Annotated in this window: 16 protein-coding genes and 1 pseudogene; 6 read left to right on the top strand and 11 right to left on the bottom strand. The window is 65.4% G+C overall.

The features are described from left to right. Positions 1 to 163: 163 nt before the first annotated feature. Positions 164 to 472, bottom strand: a complete 309-nt coding sequence (locus tag PKF00_RS20300) for a hypothetical protein (RefSeq protein ID WP_271219144.1) — start codon at positions 470 to 472, stop codon at positions 164 to 166. Between the two features lie 403 nt (positions 473 to 875). Here PKF00_RS20300 and PKF00_RS20295 point away from each other — a divergent pair, with 403 nt between their 5' ends. After that, positions 876 to 1,325, top strand: coding sequence for a hypothetical protein (locus tag PKF00_RS20295; RefSeq protein WP_271219143.1), 450 nt, complete (start codon positions 876 to 878; stop codon positions 1,323 to 1,325). Between the two features lie 442 nt (positions 1,326 to 1,767). Here the strand turns inward: PKF00_RS20295 and PKF00_RS20290 are convergent, their stop codons facing one another. Together PKF00_RS20290 and PKF00_RS45210 are read right to left on the bottom strand one after the other, a co-directional pair. Further along, positions 1,768 to 2,367, bottom strand: coding sequence for a transposase (locus PKF00_RS20290; protein ID WP_425582201.1), 600 nt, complete (start codon positions 2,365 to 2,367; stop codon positions 1,768 to 1,770). Between the two features lie 62 nt (positions 2,368 to 2,429). After that, positions 2,430 to 2,756: pseudogene (locus PKF00_RS45210) on the bottom strand (winged helix-turn-helix domain-containing protein); the annotation flags it as partial. A 453-nt stretch (positions 2,757 to 3,209) separates the two neighbouring features. Here PKF00_RS45210 and PKF00_RS20280 point away from each other — a divergent pair. Continuing rightward, positions 3,210 to 3,719 carry a hypothetical protein gene (locus tag PKF00_RS20280; protein ID WP_271219141.1) on the top strand — a complete coding sequence of 170 codons (510 nt, stop codon included), beginning with the start codon at positions 3,210 to 3,212 and terminating at the stop codon, positions 3,717 to 3,719. Positions 3,720 to 4,769: 1,050 nt separating this feature from the next. Here PKF00_RS20280 and PKF00_RS20275 read toward each other — a convergent pair. Both PKF00_RS20275 and PKF00_RS20270 read right to left on the bottom strand, forming a co-directional pair. Continuing rightward, positions 4,770 to 5,084, bottom strand: coding sequence for a hypothetical protein (locus tag PKF00_RS20275; RefSeq protein ID WP_271219140.1), 315 nt, complete (start codon positions 5,082 to 5,084; stop codon positions 4,770 to 4,772). A gap of 352 nt (positions 5,085 to 5,436) precedes the next feature. Then, positions 5,437 to 6,177, bottom strand: coding sequence for a hypothetical protein (locus PKF00_RS20270; protein WP_271219139.1), 741 nt, complete (start codon positions 6,175 to 6,177; stop codon positions 5,437 to 5,439). Positions 6,178 to 6,483: 306 nt separating this feature from the next. Between PKF00_RS20270 and cutA the strand changes: the two genes are divergently transcribed. The 3 genes from cutA to PKF00_RS20255 all read left to right on the top strand — a co-directional run bounded on the left by cutA (position 6,484) and on the right by PKF00_RS20255 (position 9,015). Beyond that, the gene (cutA, locus tag PKF00_RS20265; protein WP_271219138.1) at positions 6,484 to 6,747 is read left to right on the top strand and encodes a divalent-cation tolerance protein CutA; all 264 of its coding nucleotides are present in this window, start codon (positions 6,484 to 6,486) and stop codon (positions 6,745 to 6,747) included. Positions 6,748 to 7,532: 785 nt separating this feature from the next. Then, the gene (locus PKF00_RS20260) at positions 7,533 to 8,042 is read left to right on the top strand and encodes a hypothetical protein (protein ID WP_271219137.1); all 510 of its coding nucleotides are present in this window, start codon (positions 7,533 to 7,535) and stop codon (positions 8,040 to 8,042) included. Positions 8,043 to 8,508: 466 nt separating this feature from the next. Continuing rightward, positions 8,509 to 9,015, top strand: a complete 507-nt coding sequence (locus tag PKF00_RS20255) for a GNAT family N-acetyltransferase (protein WP_271219136.1) — start codon at positions 8,509 to 8,511, stop codon at positions 9,013 to 9,015. Positions 9,016 to 9,322: 307 nt separating this feature from the next. Here PKF00_RS20255 and PKF00_RS20250 read toward each other — a convergent pair whose 3' ends face one another. The 6 genes from PKF00_RS20250 to PKF00_RS20225 form a co-directional block, all read right to left on the bottom strand. Further along, entirely contained in the window at positions 9,323 to 10,303 is a 981-nt protein-coding gene (locus PKF00_RS20250) for a hypothetical protein (RefSeq protein WP_271219135.1), read from the bottom strand. Between the two features lie 346 nt (positions 10,304 to 10,649). Beyond that, entirely contained in the window at positions 10,650 to 11,168 is a 519-nt protein-coding gene (locus PKF00_RS20245) for an NUDIX hydrolase (protein ID WP_271219134.1), read from the bottom strand. A 167-nt stretch (positions 11,169 to 11,335) separates the two neighbouring features. After that, entirely contained in the window at positions 11,336 to 12,250 is a 915-nt protein-coding gene (locus PKF00_RS20240; RefSeq protein WP_271219133.1) for a hypothetical protein, read from the bottom strand. Positions 12,251 to 12,418: 168 nt separating this feature from the next. Then, complete coding sequence (locus PKF00_RS20235; RefSeq protein WP_271219132.1) at positions 12,419 to 12,886, bottom strand: peroxiredoxin family protein; 468 nt, start codon at positions 12,884 to 12,886, stop codon at positions 12,419 to 12,421. A 50-nt stretch (positions 12,887 to 12,936) separates the two neighbouring features. Continuing rightward, a complete protein-coding gene (locus PKF00_RS20230) occupies positions 12,937 to 13,527 on the bottom strand; it encodes an RNA polymerase sigma factor (RefSeq protein WP_271219131.1) in 591 nt (196 codons plus the stop codon). Positions 13,528 to 13,717: 190 nt separating this feature from the next. After that, positions 13,718 to 14,287: a GNAT family N-acetyltransferase gene (locus PKF00_RS20225; RefSeq protein WP_271219130.1), complete on the bottom strand. Its 570-nt coding sequence runs from the start codon at positions 14,285 to 14,287 to the stop codon at positions 13,718 to 13,720. A 237-nt stretch (positions 14,288 to 14,524) separates the two neighbouring features. On the opposite strand from PKF00_RS20225, the gene PKF00_RS20220 reads away from it, so the two are divergent. After that, positions 14,525 to 15,049, top strand: coding sequence for a cell division protein SepF (locus PKF00_RS20220; protein ID WP_271219129.1), 525 nt, complete (start codon positions 14,525 to 14,527; stop codon positions 15,047 to 15,049). Positions 15,050 to 15,101: the final 52 nt, after the last annotated feature.

Genomic DNA, 15,101 nt, shown 5'->3' with positions numbered 1-15,101 from the left:
CGCGCCGCCGCACGGCCCGCCGCCCGAACGCCGCCCGAGCGTGCGGCGTGGGCGCCGGTCTCGGCCGGCGGCGGGACCACGGGCCGCCCGCCGTACCGCCCGCGCGCCGTACCCGGCCGTCGGCCGCCGTACGTGGGCCACCCCGCCGCCTCGCACGCTAGACCTAGTTCTGGGGTGCCTGTGAGGTTTCACTGGTTACGGCGTGCTCTGTCGAACTGGACATCGCTTTGCCTACCCCCTTGACCGCTGTCTTCCTGCGTCGGCGTTCGGTGAGAGCTGCACCGAAACCACTGATCCAACCCAATAGCACCGTGTAGCCGATGACGCTCTGCCAGTTGAAGACCGTATCCAAGGGCCAGAGGTCGTTGTTGTAGAACCACAGTGCGAGGAGACTCGCCAGGAAACCTCCGATGGCACCTTGCGCGAAGCCACGGAGGCCTACTCGCCATAAGGGAGCTTGCTCGTATTGCATGCTCAACCTCTTTTGTCTCGGACAGGAAAAACTGGCCTCACAGTGATCACGCTACCCGCGCCGAGGCTGTGTGTGACCTCAGCAGCTGAATCATCTGAATTGGTACCACCCTGACGATCGCCTGATGGTGGCTGATCTTCGTGCGTGCTTGGGGGCGATCGGAGGTCTGGGACTTCGTTCCTCAGCCCCAGCCCACCGGGTGACGGGGCTGATCACCGGCCCTCCCAGCCGTGCCACTCGCGTGCCAGTAAGACCAGGAACCAGGGGGGAATCACAGGGAGGCGCGGGAACACGAAAAGCCCGCTGACCTGGGACGCGGCAGGTCAGCGGGTCGTGCGCCGAAATCTTCCAAACTGGTGGGCTGACATCGGGGCCGGTACCGTGCCGGGGGCTCACTATCCGGATGAACGAGGCGGCGGCATCCGCGCTTCAACCGCTGGCAACCGTCGATCCGCCACCTGCCGTTCCTGCTCTCAGCCAGGGTCTCCGTGACAAATTCGCCTCGGGACTCATCTACAACGAGGGCGCCTGGATATTCACCGAGCACGTCGGCCAATGGGCGGGCGTGCCAGCTTCCGCTTCGGCGGCGATCGCTGAGATGGGCTGGCAGGACCTGTCCAGCTACGAGTGGAACGTCAACGCCTTCCACTTGGAGGACTACGCGCCGGTACACGTGACGAGCATCGATGGGCAGCCGCAGATCAGCCGTGATGATCAGGTCCTGTTGCTCCGACTCGGCCTGGTTGTCGCCGACAGCGTGTTCGACCTCATCCGAGCATCGCCGGAGCGGGTTCCCATCCGATGCGTCATCGGCGGTGCGTTCGACACCTGTGTCGTGTTCCGCTTTCACTAGATCCGCCTCGGGGACGAGTGGATCGACGATGTCCTGATGAAACCAAACGACCCAGACATGATGGTCGTCATCGACCACCATCCCTGAGCGTGCTCGTTACGTGCTGTAGGCGAGTTTCGCAGTGGCCGCTGCCGCTGAGTACGGTCCGGTAGAGGAAACGGCGTCGATCCGGTTTTGGGAGCCATCTTGGGAGCCACCCGAACGGACGATCATGAACTGAGTTGGGCGGGCCTGAACGGCCGGAGTCCCGGCGAGCAGCAGGACGAACGGCTCTGAACAGCCCTGGACATCGTTCGGGGACCTACGGATCAGAAGGTTAGGGGTTCGAGTCCTCTCGGCCGCGCAGATGCAAGAAGGCCTCTGAGCAGGGATTATCCGCTCAGAGGCCTTCTGGTTTTCTCGACCGTCTCTGCTTCTTGCTGCTGAGGATGAATTCCCGGGGTTAGGTCAGTTCGAAGGCCAAGCCGGTCTCGGCGAAGAAGCCGTCGATCAGGTCAGGCCGGTATTGCATACGCTTCAGCCGGGTCTTGATCGTCGCGTTGAGGGCGTCCAGGCCGTCGAGCAACAGGTTGCCCAGGCCATGCTTCATACTCGCCCAGATGCCTTCGGCGGGGTTGAGCTCGGGAGCGTAGGCGGGCAGCCGGTAAACCGTCAGCCACTCACGGGCGGCGATGTAGGTGCGCATTGCGTGGCTGAGGTGGGTGTTCAGATTGTCCCAGACGAGCACGATGGAGCCGCCGAGCTGCTGGTGGGCGGCGTCCAGCAGGCGCGCGTAGTCGCGTTCGGCGAAGCTGCGCCGCTCGCCCTTGCGGCCGCGGTGCAGCCGGACGCGGTAGATCATCCGGCTGCGGTGTCCGGCCTTGACGCAGATCATGCCGGTGATCGACACCCGGCCCGATCCCTTGCCCGAAACCGTGGCCACGGGCGTGTGACCGCGTCGCGACCACGTCCGGCCTCGGGGCGGTCTGGAAGATCTGGCCGCCTCGTCTTCGAAGCAGATCCAGCCGTCTTGAGCCGCCGCCGTCTTTTTATCCGCTGCCACTGCTCGGTCCTCCACCAGGTGATCACCACCTCGTCGCGTTCCGCGGCCCGGTGCACGCTCACCTGCGGCGACCAGCCCATCCGGTGCAGCAGCAGCGAGACCCCGCGCAGGCTGTAGCGGATCCGAAACAGCCGGGCGATCAGATCCGCCACCCGGGCCAGCGTCCAGCGCTGGTCGGCCCAGCCGTGGGCGGCCGGGCCGGCCTGGAGTTCGGCTTCCAGCCGGGCACGTTGTTCCTCATCGAGCTGGCAGGGCCATCCGGCCGCTCCCTTGGAGGCCAGCGCCGCGGTCCCGCCGGTTTTCCAGGCCCGATACCAGCGGCTGGCCGACATCGGCGAGACGCGCAGTTGCCGGGCTACCTCGGCCTGAGGCACGTCTTGGGCGAACATCTGCGCCGCGCGCAGCCGTACCGCCTCGCGTCGAGCCCGGTCTTTGGCGGTCAGCCCGCCACCTTCCGGATATCTCATAATTCCGGCATATCGGATGCATGGTCATCTAGCGGTCATGAATCACGCATGATGGTCTAACTTCCGAGCTTCAGCCTCAGTAGCTCCAGGTCAGAGACGTGCTGTCTTTCTGGCCCTAGCAGCCTTGAAAACCGCTGCCCCTGACTTTGAAGGTCCTGGGGCGCGGCTACTGGGTGGGTGTACCGTCCGTACCGGCTTCCATCAGGTAGTCAGGTAGTACCGCCTGGATACGTCCTCCGTCTTGCAGATGATCTCCCTAGCCGGCGGGGTTGGCATCGGTGGTCGGCGCTCTTTCGCAGTGTGGCCACATCCCATAGCTTGTCCGTCAGTCTCGATGTCGACCTTGCCTCTCGTCACCTGAACAGGATCGTCTCCATGGGTTTCTATGAGTACTACCGAGCCGCCGATCGCGAGGCGGCGCTCGTCCGGCCGGAGGCTTCCCGTGTGATCGATGAGCCTTACGGAGTTGCCGGGTTCGACGCCGTGGAGACTAAGTGGATCGATCCGTGGGGAACCCTGAACAAGCTCGTGGCGCTCATCAGTGATGAGGATCTTTCCACGGAGCTGGTCGGCGTGGTGACTCTGTATCCCCCGCCGGAAGGAGCACCGCAAAGTGAGGAAGAGTTGGACGTCTTGCCGGAGGACTCGCCTTACCGGGAGGGGCCGGGCATTCAGGAGCTGTCGGTGAACGGGCGTGACCTGCTTGCCGGTGCCGATGACGCACGCCTACCGGCGTTGATGGAGCGCTGGGCGCAGATCGAAGAACTTTCGTCCTTCACCTGGGCCGACATGGAGTACCTGCTGTCGGTGGCTGAGGACCTTGTCGGGCTGTCCCGTCGTGCGAAGGAGCAGGGCCAGCTGCTCTACTGCTGGATGTGCCTCTGACCGGGTGGTCGCCGCTGGATGGGCCAGGGTGGTTGATCGGCTGGTGGAGGGGGCGGTGAGAGCGTGATCGATCGCTGGATGGACCTCCGGCCGTGTTTGCCGTGACGTGCAATATGCGGGCAATGATCATGGCGGCAGGAGAGCCATGAACGTGCTGCGTACCAGGTCAGCGGCCATGCCGCAGTAGGAACGGTCACGAGCTGTAAAACCGTCGGCTCAGCCTACGCAGGTTCAAGTCCTGCACCTGCCACACCAGCAGAAAGAGCCCTCTCGCCAGCGTAAACGCGGTGAGGGGGCTCTTCTCGTATGTCCGACTGTCTACGACCGTCAACGGCGATCTACGAGCGTCCGCGTCGTATGCGCGTCGGCGTTCAGTCGGTGTTCCGCGAGGGCTTCAGGGCTTCGGCGATCAGCTTTCGAGCCTGCTCGTCCTGGCCCACGATGCACTTGGCGTAGACCCGCAGAAATACGTTCATGCTGTGCCCTGCCCACTCGGCAACCTGGCTGGCGGGCACCCCGGCGTTGAACCACGTGGACACGCAGGCGTGCCGCAGGTCGTACGGTCGTACGGTCGTTCGGCGAGCGGGGAGGCGGCCTCTGCTTCGCTCAGCGCAGCCGTACGGGCCTTCTGCCAGACGCGCCCATAGACGCTCTCAGACAGCGGGCCGCCTCGCTCGCCGACGAACAGGTGACCGTCGGGGCTCACGCCGTGCTTGGCGAGGTGGTTCCGGAGAATGGCGACCAGGGGCGGCGGGATCGGCACCGGCCGGACCGCCTTGCGTGCCCGGTGCTTGAGCTCTCGCGACTCCCGGCGCTTCCCGTTTCCCGTCCAGTCGGCCCCTACGGCGGGTGCGGAGTCGCCCAGCAGGAACCACCCCCACTCGTCGCCTTTCCTGGCTTCCGGAAGGTCGATCTCGTCGGCGGTCAGGGCGACCGACCAGGTCCGGCAGCCCCTTGAGCGCCTATGACACCGGCATTTCGCTACCACCGTCCCACCGCCGCATAGGTTCCCGGCCGACGGCCTGCGGCCGGGAACCACGTCGTATGGGGTCAGCAGCGGCCGGAGAACACCTGCGTGTTGGCGGCTGCCGTGCTGTTGGGGGTGTGCTCGGAGCGCTGTCCGGCCGGCACGCACGGGCCGTATTCCGTCCACGAGTAGGCGACCTGGGGATTGGGATGGGTGAATCTGATGACGACCAGATGCCGGTTGGAGCCGTAGGCGCAGTAGGACCAGTAGCGAGTTGGTGAGTAGTCTGTGCCGGTCGAGCACTCGTAGGGATTGGCCTGGGCGGGAGAGGCCGTGCTCAGAAGGGCGGCGGTGGTGAAGAGGACCGTGGCGAACAAGGTCGCTGCGGGCTTTCTCATGCGCATCTGCTGACCTCCAGCAGGTCGGGTTACCTTGGGGTGTCCCGGGGCGGTTTTCTGTTAAGAAAGCTTCCTAAAAAGGACGATAGACGCGCATCGCCAGCCGTCAAGCCCGATTTCTTCTGCTGCCTGTCCCTGGGGATGGAGCGGTCGGCCGGGGCAGGAACGTCCAGGGCCGCCGCAGATGCGCGATCTTCATCTCCCAAGATCTCCCAGTACGCCGGAGGCTGTCTCTCCGGTTAGGACGAAGGCCTCTGACCTGGAGCCGCCTAAGAGCTCGTAACACGATCACGTTTGACGTTTCCTCAGCCGTCGCCAGCAGATGAGACAACAGGCAAGTGAGACAAGGGCATCATGCAGTCGTATAGGTGGTCTCAGTATGCGCCCAGACATCCGTTGACGCTTGTCGGCAAGCCCCAGGTATGTCGGCCCTGTAGGTCACATCCGGAACAGGCTCGGTGCAAGCAGCCTGAGGGGAAGCCGCAGTCCCCGGCATGAGATAGAGCTCGATCTCGGATCTGTCGCGTAGCCGCTCATAGGAGAGCTCGACTGATGGCGGCCCATCCTCAAATTCGCCGAACCATTCCGTGAGATGCGTGGGCCGGTATTCCTGAGCGCCAAGCTCCATGAGGGGGATGCCGGAGTGAGCGAGCCTCCGTGTGCGTGCCACCTCGGCAATGGCATCCTGACCCAAGGACACACCGGCGAACCCGATGACGACTGCACCGATCACAGAGGAACGGAGTGTCCGGCTCCCCGGAACCAGCATGGCCGCCGCCGTGGCATGACCGCTGGCTCCGATGGCCGCGAATATGAGGCTCCCGGGGAGCATGCCGAGGTCCATGATGTCGGTGAACGTGAGGTTGTGGAGCGCGAGAGTAATGATCGCGATGTTGACGAACGGCGCCAGGATCGCGACTTGTCTCCAGCGTGGCAACCTGATCAGCCATCCCAATGTCAAGCCCACTGGGAAGGGCGCGAGGAGCATCGTGTTCGCGCCTGTGAAGTCGTCCTCCGGCCCATAGAGGTAGATGAGGACCTCCAGCAGCCCGATGGCGGTTCCCACGAGTGCGGCCCGGAACAAGGCGTTCATAGATGGATGATCCCAGCGTTGATTATTCGGACAAGATCTCGTGGGAGAACTCTGGGCGGCGGTGCGGCCGAAGTACGGCGGGTTAGTCGGGTGCGGCGGGTGGGCGGTGCGGTGGGCGGCCCGTGGTCCCGCCGTCGGCCGAGACCGGTGTCTATGCCGCACGTTCGGGCGGCGCGCCGCGCCGCCGCCTTGATACCCATGAGAACGATTCGGCAGTGTGGCTGCATGATCGAGGACGCTTCGGACTGCGTTGAGGTTCGTGTCACTGCCGGCAGCCGAGGGGAGGCTGCTCGAATCTGTTCGGCAGTGGTGGAAGAACGGCTGGCCGCTGCGGCGCAGGTCGTCGCGCCGATCGAGTCGGTCTACTGGTGGGCGGGAGAGATCCAGTGCTCTGATGAGTGGCTGGTGCTGATGAAGACGACCCTCGGCCGGTTCGAGCGGTTGGCGCGGCGGGTGCGGGAACTGCACTCCTATGAGGTGCCGCAGATCGTCGCCGTCGCACTGACGGTCGGCACCGCCGACTATCTGGAGTGGATCAGGCGGGAGACGTCCCCAGACTTCGGCGAGTAGCGACGATGTCGCCGAGCAGGTCTCTGGCCGTTGGGTCCGCCTGGGCGGCAAGGGTCTTCTCGACCGTTGTGAGGTGCTGGAGTCCCCAGGTGGATTCGCTGCGCTGGGCTGACTCCAGGGCGCGGCGGGTGTAGGCGACCCCTTCGGCCACGTCGCCGATCTGAAGTTGCGCCTGGCGATGTCGGCGTAGACGACAGCTGTCCTCTTGCGGTCGGTGTCCTGGCCGATGGCGGACAGTGCGACCTGCTCGGCCTTCGACGGCGTAGGACTTGTAGGCGTGGGTGCTCTGGCCCGCCTGTCTGCCCTGCTGACCCCCGGCCAGACCTCCGTCCCCGAGAAGGCGGGCCGGTGAACGCTCCGGCTTTCCTGAGGCGTCGGATCGCAGCCGAAGCCGTCGGCACCGCGGCGCTGGTGGCCGTGGTGGTCGGCTCCGGCATTGGTGAGGACCTGGCTGCGGCCGGCGAGTGTCCTGGTGGGAGCAGTGATCGCTCCACGGGTCGCGTAGGCGGAAGGACGTCGGGCAGCGTGTGCCACGGTTCGTGAGCGTGCAGCCGATGTTGAGTCTCTCCGATGGAGAGACGGGCTATGTCAGGACTTCGGAGGTGCGCCGGCAGCGTTGGAGGCGGCCGGGGATATGGCCGAGTACGTGGGTGCGGTACACGTCGAACCCGCTACGGCGGGGGCACTCAACCTCTCGTACTCGGGTTTCTGAGAAGGCGGTGGATACGTGGGGGATCGGCGCTGAACTGGCCGGTTTGTCGGTGGCGGACTCTACGCTCGCCGCTGTGAGCGCTTATGCGGAGACCGTCCGGGTGGAAGTAGACATCGAGGACTGCGGCTCTGTCGCCCTGATGGACGGGGACGGCGACGACGTGGGCGACGTGGAGCAGTCCGTCGCGCTCGTCACGGTAAATAAGGGCATGGCCGAACTGTCGACCATCTACCAGCACGGCGACGGTGTCCCCTTCACGGTGACCATCGCCGACCACGACCCGGGTGCCGACCTCGACGGGTACGAGGAGATCGTGGAGATCGACTTCATGTCGTCAACCGGCGAGGTCCTCCTGATCGGATGGCGCCTGGACTGGGACGACGCGGCGGTACGCCGTCTTCCTCCGCTACCCGCAGGTCCGGGCGTTCACCGGCTGCGCTACCACGTCTGGAGCACGCTCATGGAGCGGCCGGATTTCGACGGCAACCACCACTACCTGCAGATCTGGCCCGCACAGCCGTCCCCGCCCGTCGTCGTCAAACAGGGCGAATGGATCGCTCACTCGAACGACGCCGTCACCTGAGGCCCGTGGCCGGGTGCGACGTGCCCTGAGCTCCAGGCCGAACAGTGCAGGGAGCCGCCCACGCGCGACGTCGACCGGTCTTGGCCCGACGACAGCCGGCCCGCCTACGCGCCCGGCGGGCGGGTGAGGCTCTCACGGGGCGAGGGTTCAGGGGGTGACAGCCCCGAGACCGCGGGCCGCACCCCACTCAGGGCTTGGGCGACGACGAACGGTCGACGGCGATGGCCGGTTTGAGGAACCGGCGGACAGCGACACCCCGTTGAAGCCCCCCGGGGCCGGGCTCCTGGTATGTTCTCTATGCACATTCAAGCCTTCTTGGTGTGGATTCCCATCCGCCGAGGAGGCTTTTTTCATGCTCGGGGTCGCCGTACCCCTGGTGCGGGTGGACCTCTCTGCCGAGGTCACGGTCCTGACCAGTGGCTGAATGCGCGACTCCCACCATTCGCCGTTCTTGCCAGGGAGATTCATGTCAAGCATGTGTGTGCGCCTTGCCCAGGCCGCCGATCGCCCCGTCGTTGAGCGTCTTTGGCTGATGTTCTGCCACGACCTGTCCGAGTTCCGCGGTGTCATGCCCAACGCGGACGGAACCTTTCGAAGCGACCGGCTCCATACGGCATTCACCGATGCCGACTGGGCGCCCTACCTGGTGACAAGCACCGAGCGGCCTGTCGGCTTCGCCTTCGTCCGTGGCCTGACCGGCCCGACTCGCGTACTGAACAGTTTCTTCGTCGCGCGCGGCGCACGAAGAGCGGGCATCGGGCTGCGTGCGGCCCAAGAAGTCCTTGCTCGGCACCCGGGCGTGTGGGAGGTCGCCTTTCAGGATGCCAACGTCGCCGCAGTACATTTCTGGCGTCGAGTCGCAGCCAAGGCGGCCGGCCCTGTTTGGACCGAGGAGCGCAGGCCTCTACCGGGCCGGCCGGAGCTGCCGCCCGACGTCTGGATCTCGTTTGCCGTCCCGAAGAGAGCGCGGTAGATCGGATCTCGCACAGCGACGCCGAGATAGGGCGAAGCAGCCGGTAGCCAACCTACGGTGACCGGCCACGGCGATCGAAGAGTTACAAGCTCCCGGCGCTGCCTACGCCCGCCCGTATCCGAACGGCCGGCGGCGGTGACCCGGCGGCCTTCAGCCCGCTGTCGCCGCCGGTCGTTCCGTTGTCGCTCAAGCCCCACTCCACCGACTCTCGCTCCGGGCGGAGCCATTTCAAGCCGTCATGAATTCACGCTGTGATCAACAAGTGGGGCCAAGTCGATCCCAGGACGACCTGATCGGCTCTCCAACCTCACTGTTTGACGGACGGCCGAGCGTCCTCCCTGATGAATTCCACCATGTCATCGCACTCAGGCAGGCCGTCGACGGGAGCGTGAACGACAGCGGCCTGAGCCGGCCTGGGTCCCGTTATGGTCGTGGCCGCACCCCAGGACTGGATATCGATGGCGGCGCCGCCCTCACTGTGCGGTTTTTTCTTTTCCTGGGTGCTCCAGCTTGAGGCGACCTTGAAGGGGAGACCCCGCCTGTCGAAGAAGATGTTCCACTCCAGAACCAGGTTCGCATAACTCGGGTCGGGTCGTTTTCCGGCTACTTCGCGGAATGTGGGGGAGAGCTCGTAGAGTTCGGCGAACGTGATGGTGCCGTTGTAGAATCCGATCACCTTGAGGTCGGGGGTTTTGCCGGCGGGGTTCGGCACGTTGTACTTCCGCTTGTCGACGTCGGCGAGCAGCGCCTTGAGCGTCGGAATCTCGAAGATGTTGATGATCTGGTCGCTGAAGGCCGTGGCTCCGGCGCTTTGCCTGCCGCGCCCCGCCCATGTCTTTCCTTTGGGCAGGCCGGCGGTCCACAGGCGTCCCGTGCTGTAGAACTGGCCGTTTTTGTTGACCCAGCGATGCGGTTGGGTCTGTGCGATCAGGCTTTGCGAGACCAGATCGCCTTCGGCGGCGTGTTCCTTGGCGAGCGGGAGCAGGTGGGGGTGGAACTCCACCCGGCGTGTGATGCCCGTCGCGACGACTCCACGCCTGCCGAGAAGCAACGTTCCGTTCTTTGTCAGTTGAAAGCGGAACACGCGGGCCTGGTGATTGTCGTATTTGTTTCTGGAGCCGAAGTAGACTTGTCCGTACTGCGTGAACTTCACGCTTGCGCCCTTGGCGAGCTGGTTCTGCACGGCTCGCACCACATCGGGAACGGCGGCTTCGGCCGCAGCCGGGACGGTGAGCGTCGCCGCCGGACCGATGAGTACGGCGGATAAGAGAGCTGGTAAACGGCGCATCGGTGTATGCCTTCGGTGCGGATCGGAGCTTCGGCATCCGAACGAATGATATTCAGGAATCCCCGCAGCGTATCAGTTTCGCACGCGAATGCGATTGAAATGCCGTTTTGCTTCTTGTAATACGGTGGGGGCGCCGACGCGCTGCGCTTTAACAGGGGGCTGGTGGCCGGATTTTCCCGTCGCCGTGAACGATGCGGATGTTCACACCCCGCTCGACGAGGAGCGTCGCTGCCGACGGGGCGTCGACGAGCGTCGCGACGTTCCGCGTGACCACGCGCGCTGACCTGACTGAATGCCTCCGGTGAGCCGTGCCCGCTATGCGTCGAGCCTGTAGCGTAGACCGCGGTCATCCAACTGGATCAGCGGACGGCAGGTGCCACGGCAAAGCGACTGGCCGGGTGGGAGAGTTCCCTGACAGCAGGCCTTCCAGCAGCGTGCCCAAGCCGACCGGAACGACCATTTCCTCAGCTGACTCGAGCTGCGACACCGTCCACCACGCGAAACGGTCCGTCGCTCTGCGTTCCTCGTCGTCCATGCCTGAGGTGTCCACCCGCAGCCCGCTGACGCGCAGCAGGAAGTAGGAGTCCATGGACCTGAACGCCTGCCCGCGAAGCGACCATGTTCCCGAACTGGTCGCCACGACCGGCCCCAGAGCCTCAGGGGCGACGGCATACCCCAGCTCCTCGGCGAGCTCTCGTGCGGCGGCCTGCTGCAGGCTTTCCCCGGAATCAACACCGCCGCCGGGCGTGAACCAGGCATAGAACGGATCTTCCACCTGAAGCAACAGCCCGCGATAGACCAGGAGCCGATCGTGATCGTCGACCAGCAGAACACGTGCGGTGGGGCGGAAGATCACTTCGCGCATGAGCGAGATCATAGGGGAAGCTCTCGACGCGTCCGGTGCCGTGCCCAGAAATGATCACCGGGTTGACGTGTACGGCGCTCCTGGCGGCTGACGGGCCGGGGCCGCCTGCGGGGACGGAGGTCCGCCACTACAGGTCGGATCCACGCCGTTGAACCCACTGAAGGCCGCTACTCGGTCTCGCCGAGGTCGAAGGCGACGTCGGCGAGGCGAACCGTCCGCACCTCCGGGTCGTCGAGGAGTTTACGCAGGTCGGCGAGTTTCCAGCGGTCGATGACGAGCCCGTGCACGACGCCCGCCTTGGCCGTCTCGGCGAGCCACCCGTGGTCCAGTTCGAACGCGCGGAGGTCGTCCCCCTCGTCAAGCAGCCCGACCCACCTGCGAAACTCCGCCAGCGCCGGCTCGGGCTCGGTCTCGCACTGATAGCTGAAATCCGCCCGGATGTAGCCCTCGGTCATGTTGCGGTTCCAGACGACCGCGTTCAGCGGGGGGTCGCTGCTGGAGTCGTCGTAGTAGGGGGACGGGGCGTAGATGTAGGAGACGTCCGCCCCTCCGCAGAGTTTGTGCCTGCGGTTGAAGGCGACGAGCCGATCGGTGGTCATCGAGCGTGCGAACTCCACGACCGCGACGGCATCGAGCGTCTGAGGGAGCCCGTCGATGGTCTTCCGGGCCTTCTCCGTCAGTTCCTTGTCGGCTTCGGGGTCTTCCTCCACGGAGTCGATCGCGTCGCCCAGGCTGCCGGACGGTCCGTCGAGGGAGGAGGTCCAGACGGTGCCGAACAGGTCTTCCGTGATGTCGTACCTCGTCACGCGCTCGTCGCGACCGGCCCGGCGTGGCTCCCCCCACAGTGTGTAGGTCGTCTCCAGCAGTCCTCCGTCGTCGTCGGCGTACGACAGGCGCTTGTCCGGGTTCGCGACACGGGCGGCCGTGCCGTACACCTGGGCCGTCCGCTCGTCGGAGTCGACGAACACCCACAGGACCCGGGCGATCGCGCCGAGGGCCAGGAAGAGCGCCGCGGCGACGGCCAGGACCTTGACAAGGGATCTGGCCACGTACGCCCAGTCGGGCTCCCTCGCGTTCATCATCGCGCGCTCCTGCGATCTACATCAAATCAGGTACGGCGCACCATAACCGCTCGAAACCGGTCTGGGCGGGGAGATCGGACGAGCGCTCGGTGTGACGGGCCGGCCGAAACGGCAGCCGAGCCCTGACGGTCACCTCCGATCTCGCCGCCCAGCAGGAACGGCGCTGGATCATGCGTGGGTGCGGAGGCTCCGGACGGCGGCGATGATCCCTTTCATGTCGTAGCCGCTGGTGGGCATGGTGGCGCCGTGAGCGTGGCGGACGATGCCCTGGGAGTCGATGAGGACGCTTCCTGACTGCTGTAGCGAGCCGAAGACCTTCCTGGTCAGACCGAACATCTCGTGTGGGGTGCCGCGGCGGCCGAGGAGGACGGGGAACGGGATCTGACGCCTGGCCTTCCACGCGGCCGCTTCCCGGCGGTCCTCGGGAACCGCGACAAGCACCTGGACGTCGTCGGCTGCGAGCTCGTCGCGGCGCCGGACGAGGTCTTGGACGTGCCTGTTGCAGACCGGACATGACGTCGACCGCATGAAATAGACCAGCACGGCACGGCCGCCTCGGTAGTCGGACAGGCGGACGGCCTGCCCCTCCGTGTCCTCCAGCGTCATGTCGGGCGCGGGCGATCCGGTTTCAAGCATGGCGGAACTCCTCTTTGGAACTCGGGTGTGGAAACACGGTTCTGCTCGGGTCAGGCATCGCCGGTTCCGGGGGCACGCGGGCCGCTGACGGAGCCGGTCCTGCCACCCAGGCTGAGCCGGACCGTGTTACGGGCCCGGTGGAGCTGTGACTTCATCGCGGCGTTGCTCAAGCCGAGCCTCTCCGCGACCGTCCGCCCCGGATAGCCCAGAACATCCCGCATGATCAGTACTCTGCGCTGGACGTCCGGCAACTCCCTGATCGCCTGCGCGACGAACTCGGCTTCCAGATGTCGGATGACCTCGTCCTCGGCGGAGGTCACCAGAGCGGTGCTTTCCTCGTCATAGTGGTCGAAGTCGTAGCGGTCGAACAGCACTCGAGCCCGGCGTAGACACTCGTTCCTGACGATTCTGAACATCCACGACGCCAGTGCCCCGGTGGCGCGCAGGGAGCCGATCTTCCGATAGAGGATGATCAGCGCCTCCTGCGCGGCGTCTTCGGCGTCCTGCGGGGACGCGCAAAGATGCTCCGCGAAACGCCGTACGTGAGAGTGGGAACCGTAGAGCACCGCAGTGATCGACTCACGGTCCCCGGCCTGCGCGGCCTCGATGAGCTGAGCGCTCGCCCAGGGGCCGTCAGCCATGTCCGCGCCCCTGCCATCGGAACAGGGGCCCAAGGAGTGCCTGCCGCACAGCAGGCATCACGACCTCACCCATCCACATCTCCTTCCCGGCGTGCCCGTCACCCGATAAGAGGCCTCCGGGCCGCGAAAGGATTCACCGAATATCAGCCCGATCTCGCCGGGACCGCACCGATCAGGGTGTCGGCAGGCCTCAACCCGTTCCCGAAGAGGGGGCCGCACCGGTCGCCCGGTCGAGTGCCGACCTGCCCAAGGTCGTGTTCGTCCGCCATTCGTGGTCGAGCATGCTCATCGTCAGCGCGGACCACCACTGACCGTTCACCCGGGTGACTTCGCGTTGAACGCCCTCCCGCTGAAAGCCGAGCCGCTCATACAGGGCGATGGCGCCCGCGTTCCGCGTGTACACCCCCAAGTCGACACGGTGGACCCTCACGTCGTCGAAGGCGACCGCAAGCGCGTCCCGGATCATGGTGGCTCCGTACCCACGACCTCGCCTGGCCGGTGAGACCATCACCAGCCCCAGGCGTGCCGACCAGCCCGGAACATCTGGCTTCAGGCTGAGATGCCCGACCGGCGTGCCATCCGCCTCGACGGCGACCAGCGTCCGCCGTTCGGATTCGGCGTGGAAGGCCATGAGCTGACCGGCGTCGAACGGCCACGAGAATCCGCTGTTGCCGGACCACATCGTCAGCGCCTCGATGTCGCTCACCCATGACGCGACCGCAGTCGCGTCCTCGGGCTCGAAAGCACGCAATCGGATCATTCGCCATAGGTACCGAAAAAAATCGTCAGGATCAACGAGGCCGCCTCGGACAGGAGGGGCATGAGCTCTCGCACCCGGTCTCACCCCTCCCCGACATTCACATGCTTGATCACCGTGTTCGATCCGTGCCGGAACAGGCGGGAAACCGCGCTCTGGTTCCGTTTCCTCGACGGAATCGTTCTCCTCGTGTGCCTCATGGGCACTTGATGTTCCCGGCGGCTCAGGAAGACTGGCGCTGTGATACTCGAGACAGTGCGCCCCCGCGACTACAACGACGTCCGACAGGTGGGGCATTACTTCCGTGAGGGCATTCCGGTTGTCATGGATCTCACGGCGGTGGCGGATGACGAGGCGAGGCAGTTCGTGGATTTCGCCGCGGGTCTCATCTGCGGGCGACGCGGTGACATGGAGCGCCTGAGTCCCAAGGTCTTCCTGCTGATCCCCTCGGTTCTGGCCAAGCCGGGCACCCTGACGGGCATCGTCAAGAAGCTGCGTCCCCGCGACTACAGCGAGGCGCTGTATGTGGGGCACTACTTCCGCAAGGGTGTTCCGGTTGTCATGGATCTCACGGCGGTGGCGGATGACGAGGCGAGGCAGTTCGTGGATTTCGCCGCGGGTCTCATCTGCGGGCGACGCGGTGACATGGAGCGCCTGAGCCCCAAGGTCTTCCTGCTGACCCCCTCGGGACCGGCCAGGCCGAACGAGGCCGAGAACGATATGACCGGAGCCGAGAACGATATGACCGGAGTGGAATCGATCTGATTGTGGCCTGGTGGGGGTTCGAGGTGTTTTCCGTGGCGTTTCAGCCGACAGC

Source organism: Streptosporangium carneum (assembly GCF_027922005.1).
In the GTDB taxonomy this organism is placed as follows: domain Bacteria; phylum Actinomycetota; class Actinomycetes; order Streptosporangiales; family Streptosporangiaceae; genus Streptosporangium; species Streptosporangium carneum.
This window is presented reverse-complemented; position numbering and strand designations above follow the sequence as displayed.

What these genes read in the sequence shown, in the direction of transcription:
- PKF00_RS20300 (WP_271219144.1), bottom strand. Translation starts at nt 472, where the DNA reads ATGCAATACGAGCAAGCTCCCTTATGGCGAGTAGGCCTCCGTGGCTTC.
- PKF00_RS20295 (WP_271219143.1), top strand. Translation starts at nt 876, where the DNA reads ATGAACGAGGCGGCGGCATCCGCGCTTCAACCGCTGGCAACCGTCGAT.
- PKF00_RS20280 (WP_271219141.1), top strand. Translation starts at nt 3,210, where the DNA reads ATGGGTTTCTATGAGTACTACCGAGCCGCCGATCGCGAGGCGGCGCTC.
- PKF00_RS20275 (WP_271219140.1), bottom strand. Translation starts at nt 5,084, where the DNA reads ATGAGAAAGCCCGCAGCGACCTTGTTCGCCACGGTCCTCTTCACCACC.
- PKF00_RS20270 (WP_271219139.1), bottom strand. Translation starts at nt 6,177, where the DNA reads ATGAACGCCTTGTTCCGGGCCGCACTCGTGGGAACCGCCATCGGGCTG.
- PKF00_RS20255 (WP_271219136.1), top strand. Translation starts at nt 8,509, where the DNA reads ATGTCAAGCATGTGTGTGCGCCTTGCCCAGGCCGCCGATCGCCCCGTC.
- PKF00_RS20250 (WP_271219135.1), bottom strand. Translation starts at nt 10,303, where the DNA reads ATGCGCCGTTTACCAGCTCTCTTATCCGCCGTACTCATCGGTCCGGCG.
- PKF00_RS20245 (WP_271219134.1), bottom strand. Translation starts at nt 11,168, where the DNA reads ATGCGCGAAGTGATCTTCCGCCCCACCGCACGTGTTCTGCTGGTCGAC.
- PKF00_RS20240 (WP_271219133.1), bottom strand. Translation starts at nt 12,250, where the DNA reads ATGATGAACGCGAGGGAGCCCGACTGGGCGTACGTGGCCAGATCCCTT.
- PKF00_RS20235 (WP_271219132.1), bottom strand. Translation starts at nt 12,886, where the DNA reads ATGCTTGAAACCGGATCGCCCGCGCCCGACATGACGCTGGAGGACACG.
- PKF00_RS20230 (WP_271219131.1), bottom strand. Translation starts at nt 13,527, where the DNA reads ATGGCTGACGGCCCCTGGGCGAGCGCTCAGCTCATCGAGGCCGCGCAG.
- PKF00_RS20225 (WP_271219130.1), bottom strand. Translation starts at nt 14,287, where the DNA reads ATGATCCGATTGCGTGCTTTCGAGCCCGAGGACGCGACTGCGGTCGCG.